Origin of the sequence: Mycetocola saprophilus (assembly GCF_000718085.1) — a bacterium.
Classification (GTDB): Bacteria; Actinomycetota; Actinomycetes; order Actinomycetales; family Microbacteriaceae; genus Mycetocola; species Mycetocola saprophilus.
Genome location: NZ_JOEC01000002.1, coordinates 1,273,897 through 1,300,507, shown reverse-complemented (window position 1 = coordinate 1,300,507; position 26,611 = coordinate 1,273,897). Strand labels below are relative to the sequence as shown.

Sequence of the window (26,611 nt, the reverse complement as noted above, 5' to 3'; positions counted from 1 at the left end):
ATGTGGTGGGGAGTGTGTGGGGCCGGCCGGGGGCTATTCGGGCAGGGGCTTTAGGACCCGGGATCGGGTACCGGTGCAGGTGCCGGCCGGGGGCTATTCGGACAGGTGGACGAGCGCGGGCGCCGGCGCGGTGACCGAGATCCGCTCCCCCGGGGTGAACCCGGTGTGTCCGGCGGGCAGGGCGTCGCGGCGCAGCACCGAGATCAGCGGCACGGTTTCGCCACCCGGGGCCGAGGCATCCACGCCGACCACCAGGTCGACGCCGCGGTAGGCGCTGCTGGTGATCACGCCGTCGAGGTTCAGGCCCGGCGTGGTGGCGTCCGCCGAGGCAATCTGCAGCTGCTCGGGACGCACGGTGAACAGGCCCTCGGCAGTGGGGATGAAGTTCTCATAGCCCAGGAACTCGGCCACAAAGCGGTTGGCCGGGGCGGGGAAGACCTCGTCCGGGGCGCCGGTCTGCATGACCTTACCGGCGCGCATGAGCACCATGGTGTCACTCATTTCCAGGGCCTCGTCCTGGTCGTGGGTGACGAGCACAACGGTGAGGCCGGTCTCGGCCTGGATGCGACGAATCTCGGCACGCATCTGCACGCGCAGGCGGGCGTCGAGGTTGGAGAGCGGCTCATCCAGGAGCAGAAGCTTGGGGCGGATCGCGATGGCCCGCGCCAGCGCCACGCGCTGCTGCTGTCCACCCGAGAGGGCCTTGGGCTTGCGGGCGGCCAGGTGACCGAGACCCACGAGCTCGAGCGCCTCGGTCACGCGAGCCTTGCGCTCGGCGGCGGGCACCTTACGCAGCTTGAGTCCGTAGCCCACGTTGTCGGCGACGGTGAGGTGCGGGAACAGCGCATAGGACTGGAACACCATGCCCAGGCCGCGCTTTTCCGGCGGCAGGGCGGTAGCGTCCTCGCCGCCGATCAGGATCTTGCCCGCGGTGGGGCGAGCGTATCCGGCGAGCATGCGCAGCGAGGTGGTCTTGCCACATCCGCTGGGGCCCAGGAGGGTGGTGAGCTTGCCCTCTTCGATGGTGAGGTCCAGGTTGTCCACGGCGAGGAAGTCACCGTACGCCTGGGTTACTCCGACAAATTCGGCTGCGGGAATCACTTGTTGATACCTCCAAAGATCTTGGCGAAGCCGACCGTGCGCTCGGCGATGATGGCAACCACGACGGTTGCGGCGAGCAGCAGGGTCGACATTGCTGCGATGGTCGGGTCATAGTTCTGCTGGATGTAGTCGAGCATCGTGACTGGGAGCGTGCGGAAGCTGCGGTCCTGCAGCAGCAGGGACAGCGGCACGTTGTTGAACGAGGTCACGAAGCTCAGCAGGGCGGCGGAGAAGATCCCGGGACGCAGCAGCGGCAGGGTCACCGTGAAGAATGCGCGCAGCGGCGAGGCACCGAGACCGCGCGCGGCCTCCTCGATCGCCGGATCCGCCAGGGCGAGGGATGCTCCGGTCACCCGCACCGCGTAGGGCAGCAGGATCGCGGTGTGTCCGATCAGCAGGGCGATCGAGTTCGACTGGCCCAGCACCACCATGATCTGCTGGTAGAGCGCGAGGCCCACCACCAGCTCGGGAACCACAAGCGGGGAGAGGAACAGGCCCTGAACCAGGGACTTGCCGGGGATCTTGCCCCGGTGCATCGCGATCGTGGCCGGGACTCCGATGGCCAGCGCGATCACGGTCGCGATCAGCGCGAGCTGCAGGCTCTGCCCCAGCGAGGACATGAACGTGTTGTTGCCGAGGGCCGCGCCAAACCAGTCCAGGGTGAAACCCTTGGGCGGGAAGGATACGGTGCGTCCGGTGGAGAACGCGGTGCTCACCACAAACAGGATCGGGACGATCATGATGATGTAGCCGAGTACGGCCAGGGTCCCGAGCACCGGGCGGGCGTTATTAGTTTTGATCATGCTCATGACTGCACGCTCTTTCCCCGCGACAGCAGCGAACTCAGACCCGAGACCAGGAACACCAGCAGCGTCATGATCAGCGCGGTGGCCGAGGCCGAGGCCCAGTCCACGGTCACGTTGGAGTAGTTGTACAGCTCGGTGGCGAGCATCCGCTGACTGGATCCACCCAGCAGATAGGGGGTCGTATAGGCGGTTGCAGCACCGGCGAAGACCAGGGTCGTGGCAACCACGAGGCCCGGGGCCGACAGCGGCAGCACCACGGTCCAGAGGGTGCGGGTGCGGCTGGCACCGAGTCCGCGGGCGGCGTCATCGAGTCCGGGATCCACCTGAGCGACGGCCGAGTAGCAGGAGATGATCGCCAGCGGCAGGAACAGCTGGGTCATACCGAGGACCACGGCGAGCTCGGTGTAGAGCAGCTGCGGGGCCTCGGAGGCGAGACCCAGGCCGGTGATGAGCTGGCCGATCGCGCCCTGGCTGCCCAGCAGCACGATCCATCCGAAGGTGCGCACCACGTTGCTCAGCAGCAGCGGGAAGATCGCCAGCGCGAGCCACATGCCGGCAAAGCGCGAGGTCGAGCGGGCCAGCAGGTAGGCGATCGGGAAGCCGAGCACCAGGCAGGTCGCGGTGGTGATCAGTCCGAGGCCGAGGGTGCGGCCGATGATGCCGAGCGAGTAGGGGTCGGTGAGCATCTGGCCGAGACGCGCGAAGACGTCTCCGGTGCTGACCCCGGGCGGCGCGATGAGCATCGCGACCGAGGGAATGGCGAATCCGAGCAGGATAAACACCAGACCGGGCAGCAGCAGCCAGGCTGGTTTTCGAGACATGTGTGCCCCCATTGGCAGTGGTGTGGGTGCGGGACGGGGATCCCCACGCACGGGCGGGCAATTTCGGCGCAAAACGCCGAAACGGGCAATGAAACCGGTTGCACAACCGGTTTCACACACTATACGCTAAGTTCTATCGAAGAAACAAACACTTCTTTTTCTCCCCCGACGACGCCGCAATTCGCCGTCACGCCCATCCCCCAGCGAGCGCTTTCGGCCTCGCCCACCCGCATAAATTCGGAGGCTCCGTGAGCACACTTGAGGACGTCGCGCGTCTCGCCGGGGTATCCAAGGCCACGGCCTCGCGCGCCCTCAGCAAGCCCGAGCTGGTCGCCGCCGCGACCATCGAGCGGGTTCAGCGGGCCGCCCAGGAACTGCACTTCGCCCCCTCCCGTACCGCCACCGCGCTGGCCAGTGGACGCACCGGGGTCATCGCGATGGTGGTTCCCACCCTGGAAAACCAGTTCTTCACCCCGATCATCCAGGGCGCACAGGACCGCGCGGATGCCGCCGGCTACCTGCTGACCGTCGCCGCCACCGCGTTCCTCGAAGACAAGGACGTGGAACAGTTCGCCCGGCTCGCCCCGCAGGTGGACGGCTTCCTGCTGGCCGCCCCGCGCGGTAAGGACCAGTTCGTGGAACCCGCGTGCAAGCTCAAGCCCACGGTGCTGATCGACCGCGAGATCGACGGGGTGCCCTCGGTGGTCGCCGACTCCGCCACCGGCTTCGCCGAGCTGGCGCTCCGCATGGTGGAGCAGGGGCACCGGCACATCGCGCTGGTGGGTGGCCCCGGACGCTCCTGGCAGAACCTGCGCCGCGTGGCCCACGTGATCGAGGCCCTGCGCGGCAAGGCCGCCCTGACCGTGCTCGGACCGCACCGCTCGACCTTCGCCGCGGGCGTGGGAGTGGTGGGCGAAATCCTGACCTCCGGCGCCACCGCGGTCATCTCCTACTCCTCCTCGCTGTCCACCGGGATCATGTTTGGGCTTCAGTCCCGCGGGATCACCAACCTCGTGGTGAGCGCGGATCGCGGCATCGCCGACGCACTGGGATCCGCCAACGTGCCCGTCCTCGAGGTGGACGGCCTGGAGCTGGGCCGCCAGGCAATGGACACCCTGCTCGCTCGCCTCGACGCGGCACCGGGCGGCGAAATCCCCCGCCTGCGCCTGCCCGTCTCGGTGGACTGGGACCTCGGCGAGCGAGAACCCGCATAGGGCGTAGGGCCGAGACCCTAGGCTCCCTTGAACACCGCCGAGGGTGAGATCGCGTGCGCCAGTGCGGCCCCCAGCAGCGGAAGCGGCAACAGGGCGAGCAGCAGCCGGGCGATATCGGCACCGGCCAGCAGGTACTCCTGTGTGCCGATACTGCCGGTGAATCCGGCCACCGCGATCACCGCGCTGGCCCCGATCGCGACCGGAACCAGGACCGTGGCGATCACCTCGGCCGCGAGCGCCAGCGTGATCTGCACCGGCCGCGCCCCGAAGGCCCGGTACAGCGCCATCTCCGCGCGCCCCGACCACCAGAGCACACCGAGAAGCAGGAACAGGATCCCGGCCCCGAGTGCCCAACCCCACGCACTCGCGCGCTGCGGCAACTGCTTCTCCGGGTCCATGACCAGCGCACTCTTTTTGAGGTACGGTGCGGGGGTCGCCTTAAACGTCGGCGGCACGGCCTCGGTCAGCGTGGGAATCACCGCGCCGGCGGCACCCGGCTGCATCTCCACATAGCACTCGCGGGTGTACTGGTCGGCGCGAACGTCCGGCTCCAGGAGGGCCGTGTTGAGGCCGTCCACCCGGGACCGCTCCCCCGCGATGCTCACAATGTCGCGGGTCTCGCTCGTGCCCGCACGGGTCAGGTTCACCGTGGTGTCCGGCACCAGACCGGTCTGGGTAGCCAGGTCCTTGCCGGCGACGATGCCCGATCCCGGGATCGCAAGTCCGGGCCAGGCAATCGCAATCATGCCCGGGCTCACCCGCAGCAGCTCACGATTCTGTCCGGGGAAGGTCGCCAGCTGGATCTGTTCGCGGTGCAGGATCGCCCCGGCCGCGATCACCCCCTCGGTGCGCGCGATGTTCTCGCAAAACGTCACGGGAAATCCCTCGATCGTCCCCGCCCGAATCACCTGGACAAAGCGGCCGGCGGCGCGCTGCTGCTCCCATGACTCGCGCAGGCCGCCGGTTTCGATCAGCGAAACCAGCGGCACGGCGGCGCCGATCAGCGCCGCACAGAGCGCAATCAGGAGCGCACGCCACGGCCGGGCTCGCAGCCCGCGGGCGTGTTCACGGACAAACTCTCCGGTGTGAAACCCGCGGCTCATGCGGGCACCAGCCGGTCCATGCGGATGATGTGGTCGGCACGCTCGGCCACGATATCGTCGTGGGTCGCGATGATCACGATCGCCCCGGCGTCGGCCGCGGCGCGCAGCGCCCCGATGACCAGTCCGCGGGCGGCGGCGTCGAGGGAGGCGGTGGGTTCATCGGCGAGAATGATCGGGGTCTCGGCGGCCATCGAGCGCGCAACCGCAACCCGCTGCCGCTCGCCCCCGGAGAGGCGCTTGCCGAGGCGATCACGCACCTCCTCAAGCCCCAGGCGTTCGAGGTGTCCCGCGGCGATCAGAAGCGCTTCCTCCCAGGTGCTGCCCCGCGAGAGTGCGCCGATTGCCACGTTGTGGGCGGCCGTGCGGTGTGGGAACACCGGTGAGGCCTGGTCGATCCAGGAGATCTGAGGAGCGTGCTCGGTCCCGTCGGCCGCGGTGAAGGCCACCGTGCCCGCATCGGGTTTTTGGTGTCCGGCGATGACCGCGAGCAGCGTGGACTTTCCAAAGCCCGAGGGGGCGCGCAGCGCGGTCATGCTGCCCTCCACAAACTCGGCGGTGAAACCGGTCAGGACCCGGCGCTCCCCGAACGCGACCGAGATATCTCGCACGGCTACCGGCATTCGCACCGCTCCGCAGGCACCGAGAGCAGCACGCGGTCGGTGGCATTAAGCTCGCCGGTGACCACCACGGATCCCCCCTCGCCCGCACCCACCTGCACGGCGACCGGGCCGGATTTGGTCAGCACGCAGCTATTCGCTCCCACCTGGAAGACGGCGGCCGCGGGAATGCGCCATCCCGAGGTCTGCACGGTTTGGGAAACCATCGTGCGCACCATCGGCTCCCCCGCCGTCGCCGTTTCGGTCAGCGCGATCAGGCCCTCGGGGGTGATCGCGTCCCGTGTCTCGGTCAGGGGAAGCTCGGTGGTGCCCAGCTTCAGAACGGCATCGGCGGGCACGGGCATCCGGATGATGCGTTCCTGATCGAGGACCGGCAGCTCCGTCTTCTCTCCGCCCTGGGGTCCGGGGGCCATCGGGGCCAGGCCCTCGCCGGTGAGCAGCGCCGCGGTGATCCGCGGACGAGGCGCAAACAGTGCCTCCCCGGCCGCGGGCGCGGGCTGACCCACCGAGAACGCGGGTGCACCCACGGTGATCTGCGGCTCGGCCAGGTGCACCACCCAGGACGGGTCGAAGGTGTCCCCCTCGGCCCCGATCTTCTTGGCCAGCTGGGTGATGCCCCGGGCGGTGGAGGCGCTAAACGTGTTGCCGGTACCGCGGGCAAGTCCCAGGTCTCCCAGCAGGGTGTTGAGCCAGCCGATGTCGCTGCCGGCGGTGGTCTCGGGGCCGATTGCGCGCCAGAAAGGGCCGGGGGTGCGGGCGGCGAGGCGATCGATGCCGTCGATGGTGACCACCACGTCACCGGGCCCCACCGAGGCGGCCTGCGGGCGCACGGCGGTGATCAGCCCGGACCAGGCCGGGGCGCGCAGCACCGGACCCTGTTCCCAGCCGAGCGCCAGGTCCATCGGAGTATCGGTGTTCGCCTGCCCGGTTTCCACCGGCGTCCAGGTTTCGACCGGTTCGGTGAACCGCACCTGCCCGCTCCACAACACGATCGCCGCGATCAGCCCAAACGGCAGCACCACCCAGGCACCGGCACCCACCCAGAGCAGCACGGATTTTCCGATCGAGCGGCGCGTGGCCATGATGTCCCCCTGTTCGGCGCAGCTGCGCCCCAAAATTTCCGGGGTTTACCCACCCGGTTGCGTGCCGCTCCCGCGCGGGCACGGTCTCAAGGTAGTGGCAACGCTCTCCCGGGTCAATTTGATAACACCCGTTGGCCCCTGCACGTGGGGTGCGCTCTTCCCCCGCTGGGACGTGGCACACTGCCCTCACCAAACCCATCACATCGAGGCAAATTCGCGGGGAACATCTCCGTCCATCTCTATCTCAACCAGTCAGGTTCAGAACGCCAAATTCGGTCAGTTCGCGCTCCATGCAGGACACGACGGACAAAGTCTCGCCATCACAAGTCTGCGTGAATCAGAACCAACCATGTCCAACGTGTCCGCTTTTCGCCCCGTGATGCTTTGCCCAAAATTCCGCGTCTTTTCATGGGTTTCTCACTGCGTGCGCGCATCCGAAAAATGGGCCGTTGCATATCGGACACCGAGCCCGCAGGCTCGTGAAAGATCCAACAAAAAGGAGTTGAGTAATGATTCGAAATTCAATAGCCACCGCGGCCACGCTCATTTTGTGCGGAGGCCTGATTCTGAGTACCGGAGGGGGTGCATCTGCCTTCGGGGCGCGAAACGTCTACAACAATGGCTGTGGCACCACGTACGGATTTGCAAGTTGGCCCGATGGCCTTGGTGGTGCCGTGTCTTCAAAAGGGAGCGATGGCACATGTAGCGGTTGGCCAGGTGTATCGGTCACCTACGCGAACGGATCCAAGACAATGCGCATCAACGATCCCTGGCGCGCAAACGTCGTGAGCTACAGCTCAGGCGCACGGGGAGGCTATCACTGGCGAGCCCTCGCAGATTCGACAGGTTGGCGAACCTAGTAGACGGTCCAGTCCACCTCAATAATCGGGTGCGGTGTCCCCTCCCCGCGCTCTGTTGCCCCCAGCGAAAGGACCAACCCGGTGAAAGCACTTCACACCGCATCCATCATCCTCGCCACCCTGCTCCTCAGCGGGTGCAGCGCAACGGACACACCCAGCACAGACTCGGCTCGCATCGACAGCGGCCCCTCCGCAGCTCAGCGTGCCCTGCTCACGCGCGACACCATCGGATTTGACGAGTACAAGGAGGCATTTGCCAATTACTCTCGCTGCATCGAGGATGCCGGATATACGATGACGCCTCCCGTGCTCAACCCGACCGATGGACGACGATATCTTTCGCGACTCGATCCGACGCCGGGTAAGCAGATCAATACCGAACTGGAGAACAGCTGCGATCCGAGAGAGCTCTCGAGTGTTGAAAGAGAATATCTCCGGCAAAATCCGCCCGAGATCGACCCGGTGCTCCTTTCCGAGATTTTTGGGCAACTCACGCAAAAGAACATCTCTTTTACAGGAAACGAGAAACAGATAGCCGATTTCTTTCCCAACAAGAACGAGGACCAGCCTCGAGTGACAGAGGTCACCGCAATTATCGAGCAGGCAACTCGTAAGCTGTTCCCCGATCTCCCGTACATCCGCACTGGGTTTTAGGGTCCCGCGCACCGGGGCGCACGTTCAGATTGGGTCAATTAGATAACACTCGTTGTGGAGGGGTCGCCGGCTCCCCACTCCCGGTACCATGGGCCCAGGCGCCGCCGACCTGCATCGTGAATTGGGGGCAATCAGTGTTCAGGGGTATTTCCGTTGTACCGATGCTTGGTCTTGCGCTGGTGCTGACCGGCTGCACGCCCACGGCGGAACACGCGGACGGGCGCACCACGGAATCCGGTATCTCCACCGCCCAACAGGCTCTCCTCGATCGCGACACCATCGGGTTTGACGAGTACAAGGAGGCGTGGTCAAACTACGCCCAGTGTCTGGTCACCAGCGACTCCGGGTATCGGGCCACCAACCCGACCCTCGATCCCATCAGCGGCCGCCGCTACAACTGGGATCTCGACGTCGTCCCCGGTGCTCGATTCGACAATGCTGCCAAGCAGAACTGCGAGGTCGCCGAGCTAATCCACGTGGATAGCGAATATGTTCGGCAAAACCCGCCGCGGATGGACCCGGCACTGCTCAACCGGGTGTTTGCCGACCTGAAACGCGCCGGGGTCAGCTACACCGGCACCGAAACCAACTACGGCGACTTCTTCCCCAACGGCAACGAGGACGCTGCACGCACCGCCGCGGTCGACGCCGTCCTCCTCGACGCAGCCCGGGCGCTCTACCCCGAGGTCACCACCTGGGGATTCGGATACTGACGCACCCCTAAGACCGGGGCGATTTTGAAGGTTCCGCTGCTCAATCTGGCGCGAATCACGACCCAATAACTCCGAATATACGAAAACGGCGGTGGACCAGGGTCCACCGCCGTCGCTGCGTAGCTGAGCGCCTGCCTAGCCCTGGCCGCCCAGCATGCGCTGGATCGTGGCCATGTCGTCCTCGCTGGGCTGCCCCTTGGCGCCGCCCTTGCCCAGGCCGAATCCGCCGCCGGTGGGCGCCGCGGGAGCCGCGGTGATGCCCTTAGCCTCGGCCGCGCGCTTCGCCGGGTTGCCCGAGCGCGAGCCACCCTTCTTCTTGGCGTTCTTCTTGGGCATCTTCGGCCGACCGCCGGGGATCGGGCCCATGCCCGGGATCTGCGGCATGCCACCCTTGGCCATGGTCTTCATCATCTTGGCGGCCTGCTCGAAGCGGTTCACCAGCTGGTTGACCTCGGTCACGGTGGATCCCGAACCGCGGGCGATCCGCAGGCGACGCGAGCCGTTGAGCAGCTTGGAGTTCTGCCGCTCGGCGCGGGTCATCGACTGGATGATGGCCTCGGTGCGGTTCAGCTCGGACTCGTCGAAGTTGTCCAGCTGCTCCTTCATCTGGCCCATGCCCGGGAGCATGCCCATCATCTTCTTGATCGAGCCCATGTTGCGCAGCTGCTGCATCTGCTTCAGGAAGTCGTCGAGGGTGAAGGTGTCGGTCGCGAACTTCTCCGCGAGCTTCATGGCCTCTTCCTCGTCGAAGGCCTGCTGCGCCTGCTCGATCAGGGTGAGGATGTCACCGAGGTCGAGGATGCGGCTGGCCATCCGGTCGGGGTAGAAGGGCTCGAAGTCGTCGAGGTTCTCGCCGGTGGAGGCGAAGATGATCGGGCGTCCGGTGACCGACGCCACCGAGAGCGCCGCACCACCGCGGGCGTCACCGTCGAGCTTGGACAGCACCACACCGGTGAAGTCCACACCCTCCTGGAAAGCCTTGGCGGTGTTGACGGCGTCCTGACCGATCATCGCGTCGATCACAAACAGGACCTCGTGCGGGTTGATGGCGGCGCGAATCTTCGACGCCTGCCTCATCATCTCCTCGTCGATACCGAGGCGACCCGCGGTGTCCACGATCACGACGTCGTGCTGGTTGCGCTCGGCATAGGCCACACCATCCTTGGCAACCTTGACCGGGTCGCCCACACCGTTACCGGGCTCGGGCGCATAGATGGCTGCGCCAGCCTGCTCGGCCACGACGCTGAGCTGGGTGACGGCGTTGGGACGCTGGAGGTCGGCGGCGACCAGGAGCGGGGTGTGCCCCTCCTTGATCAGCCACTTCGAGAGCTTTCCGGCCAGGGTGGTCTTACCGGCACCCTGCAGACCCGCGAGCATGATGATCGTGGTTCCGGTCTTGGCGAACTCCAGGCGACGCTGCTCGCCACCGAGGATCTGCACCAGCTCGTCGTTGACGATCTGGACCACCTGCTGGGCGGGGTTCAGGGCCTTGTTGACCTCATCGCCCAGCGCACGCTCGCGCACGCGGCCGGTGAACTCCTTCACGACGTCGAAGGCGACGTCGGCCTGGATCAGTGCGCGGCGAATCTCGCGGACGGTGCCGTCCACGTCGGAAGCCGACAGGGTTCCCTTCTTCCGAAGGTTCTTGAAGGTATCGGCGAGCCGATCTGAGAGATTTCCAAAAGTAGCCATTTGAAGCCAGTTTACCAATTTCCCGGACGCGATGGGTGCGCCCGGCCGGGCCTCGGTGCAGCCGATTCGTTTTAATTATTGGACCGCGTACATTAATGCTAGGTTAGGCGCATGGTTCGCATCGCACAGCTGGGTCTGGCCCCCGAATACCTCGACTATCGGGTGGGGTGGACGCATCAGCGCACCCTGCATGAGGGGGTGGTCGCCGGAACCACCGACGACACCCTGCTGCTGTGCGAGCATCCGTCCGTGTATACCGCGGGGCGTTCGGCCCGTCCCGATGAGTATCCGGCGGATGGGACCCCGGTAATCCCGGTGACCCGTGGGGGGCGGGTCACCTGGCACGGTCCCGGGCAGCTGGTCGGGTATCCGATCATGCGACTGAAGCCGATCGGCGAGGATTCCAACCTGGTGGATGTGGTGGGGCACGTCCGCAGCCTCGAACGCGTTCTGATCAACACCGCGCAGGCCCTCGGGGTGTCCGCGTTTCGAGTTCCCGGACGCAGCGGGGTCTGGGTCGAGGATGGCGCGAGGCAGGCCAAGATCGGTGCGATCGGCATTCGGGTCGAGCGCGGAGCGAGCCTGCACGGCTTCGCACTGAACTGTTCGGGAGACCTGGCCGGGTTCGCCCAGATTGTGCCCTGTGGGATCCGGGATGCCGGGGTGAGCTCGCTCAGCGCCGCCGCCGGGCGCCCCATCACCACGGCGGATGCGGCGATCCTGATCGCCGCCCACTTCGACGACTGGTATCACTCCCCCGAACCGGCGCCCGACAGCGTTCCGACCCTCGCGCAGGCGCACACCCCGGGCGGCCAAAAATGAGCGCACGCAACCTCGGCTCGATCGGCACGCCCCCCGAATCCACCACCGCGACGCCCTCGGGCCCGATGATTCCCGCGTCCCTGGGCCTGTTGATGGCCGAGCCGCCGGGCGCAACCGAGCCCGGCGAGGCAAGCCCCGCGGCTCACGGCGCAACCCTGCTCCCGACGGTGGCCGGCGAACCGCTGGCCGCCCCCGAGGGACGCAGGATGCTGCGAATCGAGACCCGCAACACCCAGACCCCGATCGAGCACAAGCCCTCCTGGATCAAAACCCGCGCAAAAATGGGCCCGGAGTATCGTGGGCTGCAGCAGCTGGTCAAGACCGAGAACCTGCACACCGTGTGTCAGGAGGCCGGATGCCCCAACATTTTTGAGTGCTGGGAGGATCGCGAGGCCACATTCCTAATCGGCGGCGCACAGTGCACCCGGCGCTGTGATTTCTGTCAGATCGACACCGGCAAGCCCTCGGCGTATGACCGCGATGAGCCCCGCCGGGTTGCCGACTCCGTTCTTCGGATGGCGCTACGCTACGCCACCGTCACCGGCGTTGCCCGCGATGACCTCGACGATGAGGGGGCCTGGCTGCACGCGGAAACCGTGCGCGCGATTCACGAGGCCAATCCCGAAACCGGCGTGGAAATCCTGGCAACGGACTTTTCCGGCAATCCCGAGCTGCTGGACACCGTGTTCGCCTCTCGACCCGAGGTGTTTGCGCACAACGTGGAGACCGTGCCGCGTCTGTTCAAGCGCATCCGTCCGGCGTTCCGCTACGAGCGCTCGCTCGGCGTGATTACCCGGGCACGGGATGCGGGCCTGGTCACCAAGTCCAACCTGATTCTCGGCATGGGTGAGGAACCCGCCGAGGTCCTGACGGCGCTTGAGGATCTGCAGGCCGCGGGCACCGACATCATCACGATCACCCAGTACCTGCGCCCGAGCCCCCGCCACCTCCCGGTGGCCCGCTGGGTGCGCCCCGAGGAGTTCCTTGATCTCGAGGTTGCCGCCCGGGAGATCGGATTCTCTGGGGTCCTCGCCGGTCCCCTGGTGCGCTCCTCCTACCGGGCCGGCCGACTCTGGGCCGAAACCATGCGCGCCCAGGGCCGCCCGATCCCCGAGGCCCTCGCCCACCTGGATCGCGCCTCCAGCGCGCCGCAGGCGGTGCACGCCGGATAACGCACGAGATCCGCTAACCCAGGTGTTTGAACCCCGCGTGCGAGCGGGCGAAGCCCAGGCGCTCGTAGAACTCGTGCGCGCGGGTACGGCGCAGGTCCGAGGTGAGCTGGGTGATCGCCGCACCGCGGCGGACGCCCTCGGCGAGGGCCCAGCGAACCATCGCCGAACCGACCCCGGCACCGCGCTCGGAACTGGCCACGTGGACCGACTCGACCTGCAGGCGGTTTACGCCGCCACGACCCAGGCCCGGCAGCACGGTCAGCTGCATCGTGCCCACGGCTTCGCCGGCCGGTGAATCCACGATCACCAGGAGGTGTGCGGGATCGCGGTCGATTCGGGAGAACGCACGCTCGAAGACGCTGATGTCGGCGGCGGGATCGGTGTCCGGGGCGTCGCCGCGGGCGTGGGCCACATCGTCATCGGCGAGCAGGCGAAGCAGGGCGGGCACGTCGGTGCTGCTGGCCCGGCGAATCGCATATCCCCCGTCAAGGTCGGCGATCATGACGCCCGCGCTTTCGCTAGGGATCAGCGCACCGTCGGCCTCGTGCAGCACCCCGTGGATTCGGCGCACCGCGGGCTGCGCCGGACGGGCGGCCACCGTATCCAGGTCGCGGCCATAAAACAGAGTGTCCGCGCCGTCGGCGAAGTAGCCGAACGCATCGATCGGACGGTAGTCGTAGCGCTCGTACAGGCGCACCGACTCGGGCTGCTGGGTGCCGGTTTCCAGGCGCATGTAGCGGGCACCGAGTGCCACGGCCTCGCGCTCGAGCGCCTCCAGGATGATCCCGGCCAGGCGACGACCGCGCGCCTCGGGCACCACAAAGATGCGCTTCATCTCCATGATGTCGGCGCTTTCGCGGCGGATCGCGCCGCAGCCGATCGGCTTACCGTCCTCGAAGGCGACGATGAAGGCCTCCACCTCGGCCGGGTTCAGGTCCGGAATCGGACCGCCCTGCCAGGGACCGTAGCGGACTGTCAGGTCTGCCTGCTGGGCGCTGCGAAGTTCCCGCCCCACGGGGTCTGACCAGTGGGTGCGGACGAGGGTGATGCTCATGACGTGTTGCTAGTCCTGTTCGATTGAGACGGCTTCGCCGCGGTTGTTCAGCGACACCAGCAGGACATCGTCGGACTCGTCCATGCTGAGCGCATATTCGAAGACCACAAACGTGTTGTCCTCGCCGGCGTGGGAGGGGCTAAAGCGCACCCCGATCACCGCGATGGCACGCAGCAGGTCGATGTCGCGGTCGCCGGAGACGTGGCTGAAGTAGTCCTCCAAGTCCTCCCCGTGCTCGTCTTCCAGCAGCGCGATGAACCTGCTCACCGCGGTGTGCCGGGAGGAGATTTCGGCGATCATCGCCTCGCGGGCACGCAGGTCGAGTTCCTCCAGGGAGGAGATCATCGCGGCGGCCACCTCGAGGGATTCCTCGGTGACGTTTTGGGCATCCTCGGCGCTGAGCGAGACGCCCACCGCCTGGTCGCCGAACTCCACGGTTTCGGACCAGTAGATTCCGCCGGGTCCGCCGGTGGAAAGCAGACCGAAGAAGTCGTGTTCGAGTGCCATGATTAGCCCATCAGTTTCTGTGCGATGCCGTTGCGGGTGAAGCTCAGGGGGAGCATATTCGACTATCCCACCAGTTTCTGGGCAAACGCATGCGGGGTGAATCCGGTCAGGTCACCGATCCCCTCACCCTGACCGATCAACTTGATCGGGATGCCGGTGCGCTCCTGCACGGCCAGCACAAACCCGCCCTTGGCCGAGCCGTCGAGCTTGGTCAGCACCAGGCCGGTGACCCCGGCGTGCTGAATGAATGCCTCGGCCTGTGCCAGGCCGTTCTGTCCGGTGGTGGCGTCCAGGACCAGCAGCACCTCGGAGATCGGGGCCTGCTTTTCGATCACTCGGCGGATCTTGGAGAGCTCATCCATCAGGCCGTTTTTGGTCTGCAGCCGTCCGGCTGTATCGATCAGGGCGATCTCCACGCCATTGCGCTTGGCAAACTCGACCGTCTGGAACGCAACCGAGGCCGGATCCTGACCGTGGTGCTGCGGACGCACGATCTGCGCCCCGCCACGCTCGGCCCAGGTGGCCAGCTGTTCGACGGCGGCCGCACGGAACGTGTCCGCGGCGCCCACCACAACCGAGCGCCCGAAGGTGCCCACGTAGTTGGCGAACTTGCCGATCGTGGTGGTCTTACCCACCCCGTTCACACCCACCACGAGGACCACCGCGGGACGCTCGCTGAGGTGCAGCGTGGGATCGTACTTGGCCAGTCGCTCCTCGACGTTCTCGCGCAGCATCCGCTGCAGGTCGCGCGGATCGGTGGTGTGGAAGCGGGCGACGCTGGCGCGCAGCTCCTCGATCATGTCCTCGGCGACGTCGGCTCCGAAGTCGGCGGTGATGAGTGCGTGCTCCAGATCATCCCACGTGTTGTCATCGATCGTGGGTTTCTGGAACAGTCCCCGAAGGGCACCACCGAGGGACCATGTGCTGCGTTCTGCCATACCCCTAGCCTAGCGGTTTTGCGCCCGCGACCGGCCGCCCGGGTCTATTCGGCGACCGCCGCGCGGTCCACCACACGCTGACCCACAACCGCCGAGACGCCATCCTGTCGCATCGAGACACCGTAGAGGGCGTCGGCGATCTCCATCGTGCGCTTCTGGTGGGTGATCACGATGAGCTGCGAGTTCTCACGCAGCCCCTCAAAAATGGTGAGCAGACGGCCGAGGTTGGCATCATCCAGCGCCGCCTCGACCTCGTCCATGATGTAGAACGGGCTGGGGCGGGCGCGGAAGATAGCCACCAGCAGCGCGACCGCGGCGAGCGAGCGCTCCCCGCCGGAGAGCAGAGACAGCCGTTCGATCTTCTTACCCGCCGGGCGTACCCGCACCTCGATGCCGGTGGTCAGCAGGTTCTCGGGTTCGGTGAGGGAGATGCTGCCGGTGCCGCCGGGGAAGAGGATCGGGAACACCTCGGCGAACTGCGCCTGGGTGTCGGCGAAGGCGGCGCCGAAGATCGTCTGCATCTTGGCGTCGAGCTCCTCGATGATCGTCATCAGATCGGCGCGGGTGCGGGTGAGGTCGGCCAGCTGCTCGGTGAGGAATGCGTGGCGCTGTTCGAGCGCGGCGAACTCCTCCAGCGCGAGCGGATTGACCCGGCCCAGCTGTCCCAGCTTGCGCTGCGCGGACTGGTGGCGGCGCTCCTGCTCGGCGCGGACGTAGGGCAGGGTGCGCTCGTCGGAGTCGAGAGCAGGGCCGAGGCCGTGGGCGTCGGCGGGGTCGGTTTCGGTGACAACGGCAATCCGTGCGCCCGTAACCTCGGGATCGTCAAACTCCGTGGCCCGGTCCACCGCGGCGATCTCGATGCTCGCTCCTGCCCGCAGCCAGGACACCCGTCCGGTGCGAGTCAGCTCATCCTGCTCGCTCGCGGTCAGCCGCACGCCGGTGGTTGGGCCATACTCACCAACCAGCGCGTCCCGATCCAGGCCCAGCTCGGACTGCGCGCGCTCAAGCAGTGAGGTGAGCTGCACCCGGCGCTCGTAGATCTGCATTTCCAGGCCGCGCATCGAGTCGGCGATGGCGTCGAGTCGGGTGCGAGCACCGGATTCCTCGGCGCGCAGCTCCTGCAGTTCGCGGGTCTGTTCCCCGCGCTGATGCTCGGCCTGGGCCAGTTCCAGCGAAGCCTGGGCGAGTGAGCGCTCCAGGACCTCGCGCACCGCGGGCAGGTCGGTCAGTACCGAGCGAGCCACCTCCAACTGCCGGGCGCGCAGCACCGCGCGCCGAGCCTCGGCCTCGGCGGCGTCGCGCTCTGCACGGTAGCGACGACGCAGCGAGGCGAGACGATCCTGTTCGGTACGGACCCGCTCGCGCGCGGTTTCGGCGCGCAACCGCGCCTCGACCTCGGCCTCACGGGCGGTTTCCAGCTCTGCCCACAGGCTCTCGCGCAGGGTCCCGTCCAGGATGGGCCGCGGCTTGGCGCGCACGGTTTCCACCGCGCGTTCGGCGGCCGCGGCGGCGGCCTCGGCCTCGCGCAGCCCCGCGGCCGAGGCGGATCGGGCGGCGTGCAGGCGCTCGCGCTCGGCCTGGGCGGCCTCATGCTGTCCACGCGCACGGTGCAGGCGTTCGGATTCGGCGGCGAGGCTCGCATCGAGTTCACGCAGCGCGGCCAGCGCCGCGGCCGAGGCCTGCTTGGCCGACTGGCCCTCGGCGCGGGCGGCGCTGAGATCCGCCCGGAGCGTGTCGATCGAGGAGAGGACCTCGGCCAGGCGTTCGGCGGCGGTATCGTGCTCGGCGCGCAGCGCGATCCGGCCGCGCCCCTCCCCCGAGCCGCCGCTGATCGAGAAGCGGGTGAGAACATCCCCGGTGACCGTGACGATGGTGACCGGCATGTCCGCGGGCAGGGTGTTCAGTCCACGACGGGCAGTCTCCCGGTCTTCGGCGACGAACACGCCCGAAAGTAGGCCGCGCACGCCGTCGGGACCGGTGACCAGCGAATCGGCGGGGATCAGCCCGGCCACGGGTGCGGTATTCGCGGCTCCGGCGGCGGCAATCACCAGGTCCACCCGGCCCAGGGTATCGGCCTCGACCCGATCGAGGGCGGCATGCGCGGCGTCGGCGTCGGCGACGATCACGCCGTCGGCAAAGCGCCCCAGTGCGGCGGTAATCGCCTGCTCATACCCGGCATCCACGCGGATCCCGGCGGCAACCAAACCGTTCACGCCGGTGAGATCACGGGCCAGCAGCTCGGCGGCACCGTCGCGAATGTCGAGGGCTCGGGCCAGCGCGGTGGTCTGCGCGGTGAGGGCGTCACGCTCGCGCTCGGCGGCGTGCAGAAGCTCGCGCAGGCGCTCGATTTCGGCCTCGGTGGATTGCACCCGCTCCTGCTGATCGCGGTAGGCATCGTTCAGACCGGTGGTGTCGGCGTCGATCACGCCCGCCCCGGCCTCGGCCTCGGCGAGCGCCCGCGCAGCCTCCTCGGCGCGCCCGGTGGCGGCAGCTTCGGCCCGCTCCTGACGCTCGGCCTCGGCGGCAAGCGCGGCCAGACGCGAGGCGGCGGTTTCGGCTCGGCCGGTGGCCGCCTGGACCTCCAGGTCGTGGGCGGAGAGGAGTTCGGACTGAACCGTCAGTTCGGTATCCACCGCGTCCAGGGACGCCCGGGCCGCGGCGGCTGTCTGCCGTGCACGTTCCCAGCCCGCCTCGGCGGCGTCGATCCCCTCGATCAGCCGGGTCACCTCGGCCTCGGCCCGCTCGATCGCCTCGGGCGAGATGCCGGGTGCCTGCGCGGGGCGCTCCCCCTGGGCGTCCAGCAGGGCAACCTTCTGGGTGGCCAGCCCGGTCAGCGCGTCGAGGCGCTGGCGGACGGACTCCAGGTCGAAGACCACCGTGCGCGCCCGATCCACCGCGTCCCCGATCTGTGCCTGTTCCAGCAGGGCGATGCGGGCGCGGGTGTGATCGGCGCGCTCCTGGAGGATCGCGCGCTCGGCCAGCCGGTCGGATTCGGTCCCGGAGAAGGCGAGGATGTCGGTATCGAGCCGGACGATGTCATCGGCGACCAGTCGGGCCCGCGCATCCCGGGCAATGGCCTGGATCGACTGGGCCTCGCGAGCCACCTCGGCCTGCTTGCCGAGGGGCTTGAGCTGGCGGCGGATCTCCCCGGCGAGGTCGCTCAGCCGGGTGAGGTTGGCCTGCATTCCGTCGAGTTTGCGCAGGGTTTTTTCCTTGCGCCGGCGGTGCTTGAGGATGCCGGCGGCCTCCTCGATGAAACCGCGACGCTCCTCGGGGGTTGCCCGCAGCACGGCGTCCAGCTGGCCCTGCCCCACGATCACGTGCATCTCACGGCCCAGGCCCGAGTCGCTGAGGAGTTCCTGCACGTCAAGCAGTCGGGAGCTCTGACCGTTGATCGCGTACTCGGATCCGCCGTTGCGGAACAGCGTGCGCGAGATCGTAACCTCGGTGTAGTCGATGGGCAGCGCACCGTCGGAATTGTCGATGGTCAGCGTGACCTCGGCGCGGCCCAGCGGGCCCCGCGTGGACGTGCCGGCAAAGATGACGTCCTCCATCTTGCCACCGCGCAGGGTTTTGGCGCCCTGCTCACCCATGACCCAGGCCAGTGCATCGACCACATTGGACTTGCCGGAGCCGTTGGGCCCAACCACGCAGGTCACCCCGGGTTCAAACGCGAACGTGGTCGGCTGGGCGAAGGATTTGAACCCCTTCAGGGTGAGGCTTTTGAGATACACGCGCACTCACCCCTTTCCCGGTTCGAAGATACGTCTGCACTACCGTACCAAGAACCGGCGACCCGGCCCGTGATTGCGCGGGTTTTGGGCGAATTTCGGGTGGGGCGAATTCGCGGGCTAGAGCTCTTCGGACTCCGAGAGGTCTTCCACACTCTGCGGGACGCGGCCGACGAAGTTCACGCCGATCCCAAACTCTTCGGCAACGGACAGCGCCGATTCCTGGAAGCGCAGCATCCAGGTACCGTCGCCCCAGATCACGGCCTCGGGTTCCCCGAACGCACCGCCGGGACCGTCCAGAAGCGCCAGGTCCGTGCCCGAGAGCGCCCACTCCGGTCCGCGCAATGCCTCGTCCAGGTACTCCAGGGCGTCGCGCACCAGTTCGTCGAAGTCGGCGACGACGGCAGCCGCTACCTCCACCACATCGGCCTCGGGTGCCGCGGCGGGCTCGATGATCAGGCTCACCTCGTGCTCCCCGTCGGCACCGTTCACCGTGGCAACCCAGAAGGCCAGCTCCTCGGGTGACTCGATGCGAACAAACTCGGCCGTGCCGGCGCTAAAGGCGGTGGGAATCTCACTCATGAGTCGAGTTAAGCACAGCCCGTCCCCGAACCGTGCATCCCCACGCGCTTCAGGGAACCACGAGGCGGTCTGGCCGCGCGGGATTGTGTGCAGAAGATCCGCTCCCCCGCTCGCGGTAAACGTCGAGGGAAATGGCTGCTCCCGGAGATCATGGTTCTTGGACGCCCTGGAATGCGGATCCCGTGATTCTACCTTCGTGGAAGCTCAAACTGGTCGTGTTCAAGCTTGCATAGTTTAAAGAGGATACCGTTGATTTCACGGAACTCCATGAACGGGCCAAAAACGCCGAGGAACTGATAACCACTGCGTCCGACGGAGTCCTTGGTACGGACAAAGGTGAGGCGTTTTACACCGGTCCACCGCGATACCGGCTCGAATTCTGGGTAGTCCCCCATCGACTGAGGATACGTCCATTCCGGCAACGGCTTCACCCCGGCTTCCTCGGCTTGTTTTCTTGCCTCACGCGAGGCTGCGGTCGGGGCTGCCTCACCGATAAAAACATCGTTTCCCTCGGCGACAATCACGTTCAGAATTCCCGACGTATTTGTTGAGCGGTACGTGCCGGAGGATGACTGGTTTGCGAGGGTGGCGCACCACACCAGGAAGCCAGGAATCGACGGGTCAAAACTCGCAACGTAGGAGTTGCGTTTTCTACGCACGTCACTATCCGGGCTAAACAGTTCTCGGATTTCTCCGTTGTGTCGAAAAACATAGCCGTCGGCGGAATGCAGGGCTCCCGCACGCTTAGCAAGCGCCCAGTCGGGTGTTTCACTTTCCCACGCCAAAAACCCCTGACGTGCCCAGCGGAAGCCTCCGTTTGCTACCTCATCCCAGCGCTGTCTGATCGTGATCACCGCATCGTCAAGCTGTTGCATAACCTCTGAAGGGGCCACCGCCTCACCCTTCTCATCCTTCTCTACGCGGATCCGGATCTCCAGGTAGTCGGGGATTGCACGTTGAATATCCGCGGTGCGGGAAGCGTCCAAAACAACGGCAGTGTGGTGCTGCGCCTCGTCGCACTCAACTCCAAGATGAAGCTGCGGGAAGTAGAGATCGATCAGCGCGTGATTCACCGACTCCGCTCGGGATGATTCTCCATAAAAGTCAAGTACGCCCGCGCCCTGGTAGGATGACCGACGGTTTACATACTGTTGGGTCACCGGTCTGAGGGCAACATGAGCGAGCTTCGACCACAGATAGTTGATAACGAAACTCTCGTATTTCTTTCCTGCGGTCCGCCGTGCGAGCGTCGCGACCAAATATTCAAAATTCTCCCGGGTTGCGCCGCTGAGATTTCGGTTCTCGGTTCCCGCAACAGGCTGATTTGAATCCATCTGTTCCTCGTCTCTGGGTAACACCGGACCACCCATGGGAGGGCTCGGAACGGCGGCAGGATACGTCCCTGCGATCTGTAGGTTATGACCATCACTCCGGTCCGAATGGCACCACGCCTACCCGAATGAAGATCAAACGAACCCCCAAATCGGGGCTCCCTCGAGGATTCCGTGCGCCTCGGACCGTCGCAATCACGACGCCCCAAATATGCATTCACGCCGACTCTTTCGCCGCCCACGGCCGTCCTCGGAGGCATGTCAGGGTAGACCCTCCCGCTGAGAGCAATCGGGGCTCTTTCCGCGTATAAGCTGCGAGGACACTCGCCGTCACCGAGTCGCGGCGAGCACTTCCTGCGCCTCTGCGACCTTTGCCTTGACCGCGCGCGGCAGCGGGCGGCGAGCCAGCGTTCGTTCGATGATGCGCTCCAGGGCATCCCACTCTCCAAGTTCCTGGGCAAGGGGAAGTAACTCATCCTGCTGCGGGTGGATGCGCGGGTAGGCGATGCCGACCTCGGCGCAGCGCGCGACCGCTTCGTGAAACAGCGCCCCGAATCGAGCGGGGTGCGTGGCCGCGGCAGCCACAAGCAGGCGGGTATAGGCCCACTCGATCATGTTTGTGTCTTTTTCCAGGCCGGCACCCGCCCAATCGAACGCCGCGGCCTCGGTGAGGGTGCGCTCGGCGACAGCCGGATACCCCGCAAGGCTCAGGGTGATTCCCGCGCGCACCGCGTAGTTGGGGTACTGGTTGGGATCCTCCGGGGACTCCGCGGCGCGTTCGGCGGCCACACAAAACAGCACCGCTGCGTTCTCACACTGGCCGAGGTCCCAGCGCCGGTGCGCCTTTTTGGCGACGTCTGCGGCGCAGAGCACGGTGCCGGGCTTCTCGGCGAGCAGATCGGCGGCAGAGGCTCGGTCAATTTCGGGCAGGTGCAGTGTCATCATGCGTCCCTTCAGGATTACGGTGTCTCAGCGCGTCACGAGAACCGCTCGCTGTCATGTAGCACGCCAACTGATTTCTCGATCAAGAGCGAGACTACCGGTGATGCGATAGGGACAGCATAGGGTTTCACCGGCGACAGGCCACGATTCCGAGGAGAGACCCCTCAGACTTCACGGTGCACTTCCGTGAACCCGTGTGTACGTGCCAGTTCGATCGCGACAGGGAGAACTCTGACTCGTTTCGGCTATCCTGATGCCGGTCCCCGTGGAATTCCGCCAGCCTCCGGCGCGTGGAAGGGAGGGATGTCATGCATCTCGTCTGCACAGAGACCCCTCATCGCGTCGCCCAGGTCTGGCCGAGTACGGCCACCGGTGAGTGGGCGGTCCGAGAGGGTACCCTTCGTCGAGCTGGACGCATCCACAAAACGGGTCTACACTCCGATTCCACGCCAATTGAGCGCGTGGACGGTCATGACCGAGGCACGCGCGGGAGCGACGGCGAGACCGTTGTCAATATCTATGCCCGGGGTCCTCGTGGGCGATCTGGGGGCCGAGGCAGCGACGGCGGCGCTGCGCGCAGGGCGAGCGGATGCCACGCATGCAGCCATCGCTTTTCGATAAGCAGATGAGGATGAGTGAACGGTGCGCTACGAACGCACATCGGGAAACTCCCCGGTCCATTCACCACCTGAGCGTAAAACTGGGCCCAAAGATTCTCGTCCGGTGCGGTGGTGTCGGCGTACCATCGATGTATGTCCCAGGACCCCATTGACCGTCTTCATGCCCTGGCTCCTCGGCTGGATGATTCCCTTGAACAGCTGCAACTGAACGAGGCGCGGGCACTCGTGGCTCAGATCGAACAGCCTCTCAGCCGCGAGGATATCGACGCCCTCCTGGAGCTGTTGCCCGCCGAGGGTGATACCGCTCACGGTCTGAACTGGGATATCCTGCACCTCATCGAGGCCGCACCGCTCTGGCCGGTCTGGGAACTTCTCAGCGACATCGACCACGGATGGGTGGAGGTCTTCATCGCCCGCATCCGTAACGGCGACTGCGCGCCGTGGGGCTGAGCATCATCTTGGAGGCGATGCCACAGCGATACCGTCGGCGTAAGAACCGAGGTACCGAGCTCGCTACTTCGCCGCCGATGCCTCGCGTGTAATCTCCTTCGCCACGACCTCGCCGCCGCTGGTCAGCAGGGCGCGCCGCCAGGGCAGGGTTCCCTCGATCTCGATTTGGATCGACATGCTCAGGATGGTTCGAATGATCACGATGAGGCCCAGCACGGCGGCATCCTCGAGCGAGGGTGCCGACAGTGTGTGAATGATGTCCGCCGCCACAAATACCTCAAGGCCCAGCAGGATCGATCCCCCAATGGTGGTGCGCAGCGTCTGGAATGCGGCCGTACCCCCGGCGCCGCGGCGCAGCGCTCGCGTGGCCAGCACGGCGGCAATCACGAACCCAACGACCACCACGCAGACGCCGATGACTTCAATTACCTTAACGACAATCTCAAACAGCGACTCAGCGATCATGAGCACAGTATAGGGGTCGGCATCGTTGCGGGTCACCCCGCGACGAACGTAGAATCAGCGTTTCTGCTGACACCTCGGGTAGAAGTGCGACCCCCTGGTCGTGATGCTCTCCCACACAATCTCAATACCGAAGCGAAGGCGACGCGCAGCACCCCGCGCACCGGCGACAGCAGTTCGCTCCCTCAAGCGGAGTGGTCCGCCAGCGCCTCGACCGCTCCGGAGACGACCTGCCAGCGGTCATCGAGCACTCGCCACTCTCGATGCCAGGTGAGTCGCACGCTCACCGTTCCCTCCTCAACGCGAAGCACCGCATTGGCGACGGTTTTTGTGCGCCCTCCGTCGTCACCCTCCGTTGATTCACGGATGAGCACGTCAATCTTCTCGAACGAGGTGGCGCCGGTGCGGTGTGCCTCAAGGTCGGCCTGCTTGGTCAGGACGGCACCGTCTGGGCCAATGAACGTCAACTGGTCGGAGATGAGCCGGTCGAGCGCCACAAGGTCGCTCGTCCGCATCGCATCGAGGAGTTCCGTCTCGGTGTCGTCGATTGTTCGGCCTGCACCGTCTCGTGTACTCATGAGCCGAGACTATCACTCAGTCTCGGTATGGCCCCGGCACACGTGCGGAACCCGAGACAGCGGGCAACTGAGGCCCACGGCGGAAGCAGAAGCGCTCATCGCAACAACATCACGAGCACTCACACGCCGAGCACTCACAGGCGCGAGAGACCTCTCGCCCGTCAGGAGCTCAGGTCAGCGTTTTCGTTGACACCGCGGGCAGAAGTGCGAACCGCGGTTCATGAAGCTCTCCCGCACAATCTCGCCGCCACAACGCGGACACGCCTTACCCTGCTGGCCGTAGGCGTTCAGCGAGTGGGCGAAGTAGCCCGAGTTACCGTTGACGTTCACGTACTGCGCGTCAAAACTCGTACCGCCCTCGGCAAGGGCGCGGCGCAGCACACCGCGTACCTGCTCCAGGAGGTCGCGGCGGCGCGTGAGCGGGATACCGGCGGCCTGGCGGTCATAGTGCAGGCGGGCGGCCCACAGCGCCTCGTCGGCGTAGATGTTGCCGATGCCGCTGATCAGCGTCTGATCCAGCAGCGCACGCTTGATACCCGTGCGGCGTCGAGCCAGGCCGGCGAAAAAGGCGCGGTCGTCGAAGTGCGGGTCCAGCGGATCGCGCGCAATGTGGGCCGCGGTGCGCGGAATCCACGCACCGGGTTCAAGCGCTCCCCCGAAGCCCGCGGGCCGGGCGTCCGGGGTGGGCACCAGTGAGTCGATCATCATGCCGCCGAACAGGCGCTGATCCACGAAGTTGAGCCACAGCTCGCCGTGTTCGGGATGGTCCAGGGTCAGTCGAATCCGGGTGAGCTTATCGTCGCGTCCGGGCTCGCGCAGCAGCATCTGCCCGCTCATCCCGAGGTGGGCGGCGAGCACGTCCCCGCCGGCGAGCCCGTCTCCGCCTGCCAGAACGTCCCTGCCGGACAGCACATCCCTACCGGACAGCACATCCCTACCTGACAGAACATCCCCGCCGGACAGGACATCGCTGCCGGTGGATGAATCAGCCGGCACGTCCGCTTCCCTCGAGGATCCCGCCAGCGGGAACCACAGGTACTTCCCGCGCCGCACGGCCCCGCGAAGCCGCGCACCGGTGAGCAGGGTGGCAAAGTCGCCGCGGATCGGATCGTGTCGCTTCAGCGCACGCCGATCCAGCACCTCCACCCCGGAGATGACCGCACCGGTCACCGCGGGCTCCAGGCCCGCGCGCACCACCTCAACCTCGGGCAGCTCGGGCACGCTACGCCTTGTTCAGGTTGGTCCAGGCCTCCAGCGCGGCGGCCATCTCGGCCTGCTTCTTGCTGGTGCCCGATCCGGTTGCGCTGACCAGGGTGCCCACGATCACGGTCGCGGTGAAGACGCGGTTGTGGTCGGGACCGGTCGAGGTCATCTCATAGCGCGGCGGTTCCTGCTGACGCGCGGCGGCAATCTCCTGCAGCGCGGTCTTCGGGTCGTGCGCGGCGCTCATCCGCTCGGGATCGGCCAGCAGCGGGCGAATCAGGCGCAGAACGAGCGCCTCGGCCACCTCGATGCCCTGATCCAGGTAGACGGCACCAAAAATCGCCTCCATGGTGTCGGCGAGGATCGAGGACTTGTCTCGTCCTCCGGTGCGCTCCTCGCCGCGACCCAACTTGATGAAACGCCCGAGGCCCAGCTCACGCGCCACCTTGGACAGCGCGACCTCGGACACCACGGCAGAGCGCATCTTCGCGAGCTCCCCCTCGGCGTGATCGGGGTACTCGCGGTACAGCTCGGCCGTCATCGACAGGCCCAGCACCGAATCGCCGAGGAATTCCAGGCGTTCGTTATGCGGGGCACCACCGTGCTCGTAGGCGTAGGAGCGGTGGGTCAGGGCAAGATCAAGAATCTCCGGCTTAACCGAGACACCGAGGATCGCTTCGAGCGATCCTCGGTGTACCCGAGAGCCTGAGTCCTTCACGGAGTCAGTCACAAAAAACCGGCTTAGACGTCGGCGACCTTGCGGCCCTTGTACTCCAGGAACAGCGGGGTTCCGGCGGAGTCGGTGACAACCTTGGCCTGGTGCGGCAGGCTGTAGGTAACCTTGCCGTTTTCAACGGTCTTCACGAGTGCGGGGGCCTGAGCCTTCCACTGCGAACGACGGGAGTTGGTGTTGGAGCGCGACATCTTCCGCTTGGGAACAGCCATGACTTATCTCTCTTCTGTGTTTCCGGCGTCCGGAGTGCCGGCGCCCTGGTCTGGGGAAAACTCCGCGAGCGCGGCCCAACGAGGGTCAACGATTTTACGGGGTTCATAGTCCGGAATATCTGCCAGACGCTCGCCAGTCTCGGGGTCGAGACCGGGGCAGTCTGGCCGGCAAACCGGCTGAAACGGCAGTGACAAAACCACTGCATCTCTGATCAGAGGTTCAAGATCCACGTGGTCATCGTGAACCTCATGTTCGGAGGCTTCATCACTAGAGTACGCGAAAAGCTCGGCAAATTCGACTTCGACAGGCTCAGTGAACTCATCCAGGCATCGTCCGCACTCGCCGACGGCCTCGGTTTCGACCTGCGCCGTCACATAAATACCCTCGTGAACGGACTCGAGTCGGACCTGAACACTCAGCTCTTTCCCGGCCGGAACCACCATCAAACCCTCACCGAACTGCTCCGGTAGGGCGAGGGTGATTTCCTGCTCCCGCATTTCTCCGGGACGACCGTGAAGGTCTCGAACATTGACCGCAAGCGGTCCTTTTTTCACGTATCTCACGTCAGGAAGTCTACAGGCTGAATCCCCCGATGGGATCCCGGTTCGCC

The 26,611-nt window shown here is 66.2% G+C and carries 26 protein-coding genes; 6 read left to right on the top strand and 20 right to left on the bottom strand.

From position 1 onward, the window contains the following. Positions 1–93: 93 nt before the first annotated feature. Genes IE92_RS0111815 through IE92_RS0111805 form a run of 3 tightly spaced genes read right to left on the bottom strand, consistent with a single transcriptional unit; the run spans position 94 to position 2,728 of the window. Complete coding sequence (locus IE92_RS0111815) at positions 94–1,101, bottom strand: ABC transporter ATP-binding protein (protein ID WP_051701563.1); 1,008 nt, start codon at positions 1,099–1,101, stop codon at positions 94–96. After that, a complete protein-coding gene (locus IE92_RS0111810; RefSeq protein WP_245601267.1) occupies positions 1,098–1,910 on the bottom strand; it encodes an ABC transporter permease in 813 nt (270 codons plus the stop codon). Before IE92_RS0111810 ends, IE92_RS0111815 begins: the two co-directional genes overlap by 4 nt. Further along, the gene (locus tag IE92_RS0111805) at positions 1,907–2,728 is read right to left on the bottom strand and encodes an ABC transporter permease (RefSeq protein WP_030148698.1); all 822 of its coding nucleotides are present in this window, start codon (positions 2,726–2,728) and stop codon (positions 1,907–1,909) included. Before IE92_RS0111805 ends, IE92_RS0111810 begins: the two co-directional genes overlap by 4 nt. Positions 2,729–2,976: 248 nt before the next feature. Between IE92_RS0111805 and IE92_RS0111800 the strand changes: the two genes are divergently transcribed. Next, positions 2,977–3,942, top strand: coding sequence for a LacI family DNA-binding transcriptional regulator (locus IE92_RS0111800; RefSeq protein WP_030148697.1), 966 nt, complete (start codon positions 2,977–2,979; stop codon positions 3,940–3,942). 17 nt (positions 3,943–3,959) lie between these two features. Here the strand turns inward: IE92_RS0111800 and IE92_RS0111795 are convergent, their stop codons facing one another. Genes IE92_RS0111795 through IE92_RS0111785 form a run of 3 tightly spaced genes read right to left on the bottom strand, consistent with a single transcriptional unit; the run spans position 3,960 to position 6,744 of the window. Further along, positions 3,960–5,045, bottom strand: a complete 1,086-nt coding sequence (locus tag IE92_RS0111795; RefSeq protein ID WP_030148696.1) for a hypothetical protein — start codon at positions 5,043–5,045, stop codon at positions 3,960–3,962. Then, positions 5,042–5,665: an ATP-binding cassette domain-containing protein gene (locus IE92_RS0111790; RefSeq protein ID WP_051701564.1), complete on the bottom strand. Its 624-nt coding sequence runs from the start codon at positions 5,663–5,665 to the stop codon at positions 5,042–5,044. The genes IE92_RS0111795 and IE92_RS0111790 overlap by 4 nt, the downstream gene beginning before the upstream one ends. Beyond that, complete coding sequence (locus IE92_RS0111785; protein WP_030148694.1) at positions 5,656–6,744, bottom strand: hypothetical protein; 1,089 nt, start codon at positions 6,742–6,744, stop codon at positions 5,656–5,658. Before IE92_RS0111785 ends, IE92_RS0111790 begins: the two co-directional genes overlap by 10 nt. A gap of 941 nt (positions 6,745–7,685) precedes the next feature. Here IE92_RS0111785 and IE92_RS0111780 point away from each other — a divergent pair. Together IE92_RS0111780 and IE92_RS0111775 are read left to right on the top strand one after the other, a co-directional pair. After that, a complete protein-coding gene (locus tag IE92_RS0111780) occupies positions 7,686–8,258 on the top strand; it encodes a hypothetical protein (protein ID WP_030148693.1) in 573 nt (190 codons plus the stop codon). Between the two features lie 161 nt (positions 8,259–8,419). Further along, positions 8,420–8,971 carry a hypothetical protein gene (locus IE92_RS0111775; RefSeq protein ID WP_030148692.1) on the top strand — a complete coding sequence of 184 codons (552 nt, stop codon included), beginning with the start codon at positions 8,420–8,422 and terminating at the stop codon, positions 8,969–8,971. Positions 8,972–9,106: 135 nt separating this feature from the next. Here IE92_RS0111775 and ffh read toward each other — a convergent pair whose 3' ends face one another. After that, positions 9,107–10,663: a signal recognition particle protein gene (gene ffh, locus IE92_RS0111770; protein ID WP_030148691.1), complete on the bottom strand. Its 1,557-nt coding sequence runs from the start codon at positions 10,661–10,663 to the stop codon at positions 9,107–9,109. Positions 10,664–10,774: 111 nt separating this feature from the next. Between ffh and lipB the strand changes: the two genes are divergently transcribed. Next, entirely contained in the window at positions 10,775–11,485 is a 711-nt protein-coding gene (gene lipB / locus IE92_RS0111765; RefSeq protein ID WP_081863873.1) for a lipoyl(octanoyl) transferase LipB, read from the top strand. 206 nt (positions 11,486–11,691) lie between these two features. Continuing rightward, positions 11,692–12,657 (top strand): lipoyl synthase, encoded by a 966-nt coding sequence (lipA, locus tag IE92_RS0111760; protein ID WP_030148689.1) that lies wholly within the window; start codon positions 11,692–11,694, stop codon positions 12,655–12,657. 13 nt (positions 12,658–12,670) lie between these two features. Here lipA and IE92_RS17880 read toward each other — a convergent pair whose 3' ends face one another. From IE92_RS17880 to IE92_RS0111725, 7 genes are all read right to left on the bottom strand, one after another. Further along, the gene (locus tag IE92_RS17880) at positions 12,671–13,711 is read right to left on the bottom strand and encodes a GNAT family N-acetyltransferase (RefSeq protein ID WP_081863874.1); all 1,041 of its coding nucleotides are present in this window, start codon (positions 13,709–13,711) and stop codon (positions 12,671–12,673) included. Positions 13,712–13,720: 9 nt separating this feature from the next. Continuing rightward, entirely contained in the window at positions 13,721–14,218 is a 498-nt protein-coding gene (locus IE92_RS0111750) for a DUF2004 domain-containing protein (RefSeq protein ID WP_030148687.1), read from the bottom strand. A 62-nt stretch (positions 14,219–14,280) separates the two neighbouring features. Next, positions 14,281–15,156: a signal recognition particle-docking protein FtsY gene (gene ftsY, locus IE92_RS0111745; protein WP_030148686.1), complete on the bottom strand. Its 876-nt coding sequence runs from the start codon at positions 15,154–15,156 to the stop codon at positions 14,281–14,283. A 44-nt stretch (positions 15,157–15,200) separates the two neighbouring features. Further along, on the bottom strand, positions 15,201–18,890 hold the full coding sequence (gene smc, locus IE92_RS0111740) for a chromosome segregation protein SMC (protein ID WP_030148685.1): 3,690 nt from the start codon (positions 18,888–18,890) through the stop codon (positions 15,201–15,203). Between the two features lie 117 nt (positions 18,891–19,007). After that, a complete protein-coding gene (locus tag IE92_RS0111735; protein WP_030148684.1) occupies positions 19,008–19,469 on the bottom strand; it encodes a hypothetical protein in 462 nt (153 codons plus the stop codon). 188 nt (positions 19,470–19,657) lie between these two features. Continuing rightward, entirely contained in the window at positions 19,658–20,803 is a 1,146-nt protein-coding gene (locus IE92_RS0111730) for an AbaSI family restriction endonuclease (protein WP_156027518.1), read from the bottom strand. Between the two features lie 327 nt (positions 20,804–21,130). Beyond that, positions 21,131–21,745 (bottom strand): hypothetical protein, encoded by a 615-nt coding sequence (locus IE92_RS0111725; protein ID WP_030148682.1) that lies wholly within the window; start codon positions 21,743–21,745, stop codon positions 21,131–21,133. Between the two features lie 749 nt (positions 21,746–22,494). On the opposite strand from IE92_RS0111725, the gene IE92_RS0111720 reads away from it, so the two are divergent. Beyond that, a complete protein-coding gene (locus IE92_RS0111720) occupies positions 22,495–22,812 on the top strand; it encodes a hypothetical protein (RefSeq protein WP_030148681.1) in 318 nt (105 codons plus the stop codon). A gap of 63 nt (positions 22,813–22,875) precedes the next feature. Here IE92_RS0111720 and IE92_RS0111715 read toward each other — a convergent pair whose 3' ends face one another. From IE92_RS0111715 to IE92_RS0111690, 6 genes are all read right to left on the bottom strand, one after another. Continuing rightward, positions 22,876–23,277, bottom strand: a complete 402-nt coding sequence (locus IE92_RS0111715) for a DUF1622 domain-containing protein (protein WP_030148680.1) — start codon at positions 23,275–23,277, stop codon at positions 22,876–22,878. A gap of 182 nt (positions 23,278–23,459) precedes the next feature. Then, a complete protein-coding gene (locus IE92_RS17395) occupies positions 23,460–23,852 on the bottom strand; it encodes a nuclear transport factor 2 family protein (RefSeq protein ID WP_081863875.1) in 393 nt (130 codons plus the stop codon). A 174-nt stretch (positions 23,853–24,026) separates the two neighbouring features. After that, positions 24,027–25,073 carry a bifunctional DNA-formamidopyrimidine glycosylase/DNA-(apurinic or apyrimidinic site) lyase gene (gene mutM / locus IE92_RS0111705; RefSeq protein ID WP_030148678.1) on the bottom strand — a complete coding sequence of 349 codons (1,047 nt, stop codon included), beginning with the start codon at positions 25,071–25,073 and terminating at the stop codon, positions 24,027–24,029. Between the two features lies 1 nt (position 25,074). Next, positions 25,075–25,785 carry a ribonuclease III gene (rnc, locus tag IE92_RS0111700; RefSeq protein WP_043321520.1) on the bottom strand — a complete coding sequence of 237 codons (711 nt, stop codon included), beginning with the start codon at positions 25,783–25,785 and terminating at the stop codon, positions 25,075–25,077. Positions 25,786–25,796: 11 nt separating this feature from the next. Further along, positions 25,797–26,000, bottom strand: a complete 204-nt coding sequence (gene rpmF / locus IE92_RS0111695) for a 50S ribosomal protein L32 (protein WP_030148676.1) — start codon at positions 25,998–26,000, stop codon at positions 25,797–25,799. Positions 26,001–26,003: 3 nt separating this feature from the next. Next, positions 26,004–26,498: a YceD family protein gene (locus IE92_RS0111690; RefSeq protein WP_051701566.1), complete on the bottom strand. Its 495-nt coding sequence runs from the start codon at positions 26,496–26,498 to the stop codon at positions 26,004–26,006. Positions 26,499–26,611 lie beyond the last annotated feature (113 nt).

Coding starts and splice junctions, on each gene's coding strand:
- ftsY (WP_030148686.1), bottom strand. CDS start 15,156: ATGGCAGAACGCAGCACATGGTCCCTCGGTGGTGCCCTTCGGGGACTG.
- IE92_RS0111730 (WP_156027518.1), bottom strand. CDS start 20,803: ATGGATTCAAATCAGCCTGTTGCGGGAACCGAGAACCGAAATCTCAGC.
- lipA (WP_030148689.1), top strand. CDS start 11,692: ATGCTGCGAATCGAGACCCGCAACACCCAGACCCCGATCGAGCACAAG.
- IE92_RS0111750 (WP_030148687.1), bottom strand. CDS start 14,218: ATGGCACTCGAACACGACTTCTTCGGTCTGCTTTCCACCGGCGGACCC.
- ffh (WP_030148691.1), bottom strand. CDS start 10,663: ATGGCTACTTTTGGAAATCTCTCAGATCGGCTCGCCGATACCTTCAAG.
- IE92_RS0111720 (WP_030148681.1), top strand. CDS start 22,495: ATGTCCCAGGACCCCATTGACCGTCTTCATGCCCTGGCTCCTCGGCTG.
- IE92_RS0111795 (WP_030148696.1), bottom strand. CDS start 5,045: ATGAGCCGCGGGTTTCACACCGGAGAGTTTGTCCGTGAACACGCCCGC.
- IE92_RS0111725 (WP_030148682.1), bottom strand. CDS start 21,745: ATGATGACACTGCACCTGCCCGAAATTGACCGAGCCTCTGCCGCCGAT.
- IE92_RS0111715 (WP_030148680.1), bottom strand. CDS start 23,277: ATGATCGCTGAGTCGCTGTTTGAGATTGTCGTTAAGGTAATTGAAGTC.
- IE92_RS0111810 (WP_245601267.1), bottom strand. CDS start 1,910: ATGAGCATGATCAAAACTAATAACGCCCGCCCGGTGCTCGGGACCCTG.
- IE92_RS0111805 (WP_030148698.1), bottom strand. CDS start 2,728: ATGTCTCGAAAACCAGCCTGGCTGCTGCTGCCCGGTCTGGTGTTTATC.
- IE92_RS17395 (WP_081863875.1), bottom strand. CDS start 23,852: ATGAGTACACGAGACGGTGCAGGCCGAACAATCGACGACACCGAGACG.
- IE92_RS0111735 (WP_030148684.1), bottom strand. CDS start 19,469: ATGAGTGAGATTCCCACCGCCTTTAGCGCCGGCACGGCCGAGTTTGTT.
- IE92_RS0111690 (WP_051701566.1), bottom strand. CDS start 26,498: ATGCGGGAGCAGGAAATCACCCTCGCCCTACCGGAGCAGTTCGGTGAG.
- lipB (WP_081863873.1), top strand. CDS start 10,775: ATGGTTCGCATCGCACAGCTGGGTCTGGCCCCCGAATACCTCGACTAT.
- IE92_RS17880 (WP_081863874.1), bottom strand. CDS start 13,711: ATGAGCATCACCCTCGTCCGCACCCACTGGTCAGACCCCGTGGGGCGG.
- IE92_RS0111785 (WP_030148694.1), bottom strand. CDS start 6,744: ATGGCCACGCGCCGCTCGATCGGAAAATCCGTGCTGCTCTGGGTGGGT.
- IE92_RS0111775 (WP_030148692.1), top strand. CDS start 8,420: ATGCTTGGTCTTGCGCTGGTGCTGACCGGCTGCACGCCCACGGCGGAA.
- IE92_RS0111790 (WP_051701564.1), bottom strand. CDS start 5,665: ATGCCGGTAGCCGTGCGAGATATCTCGGTCGCGTTCGGGGAGCGCCGG.
- rpmF (WP_030148676.1), bottom strand. CDS start 26,000: ATGGCTGTTCCCAAGCGGAAGATGTCGCGCTCCAACACCAACTCCCGT.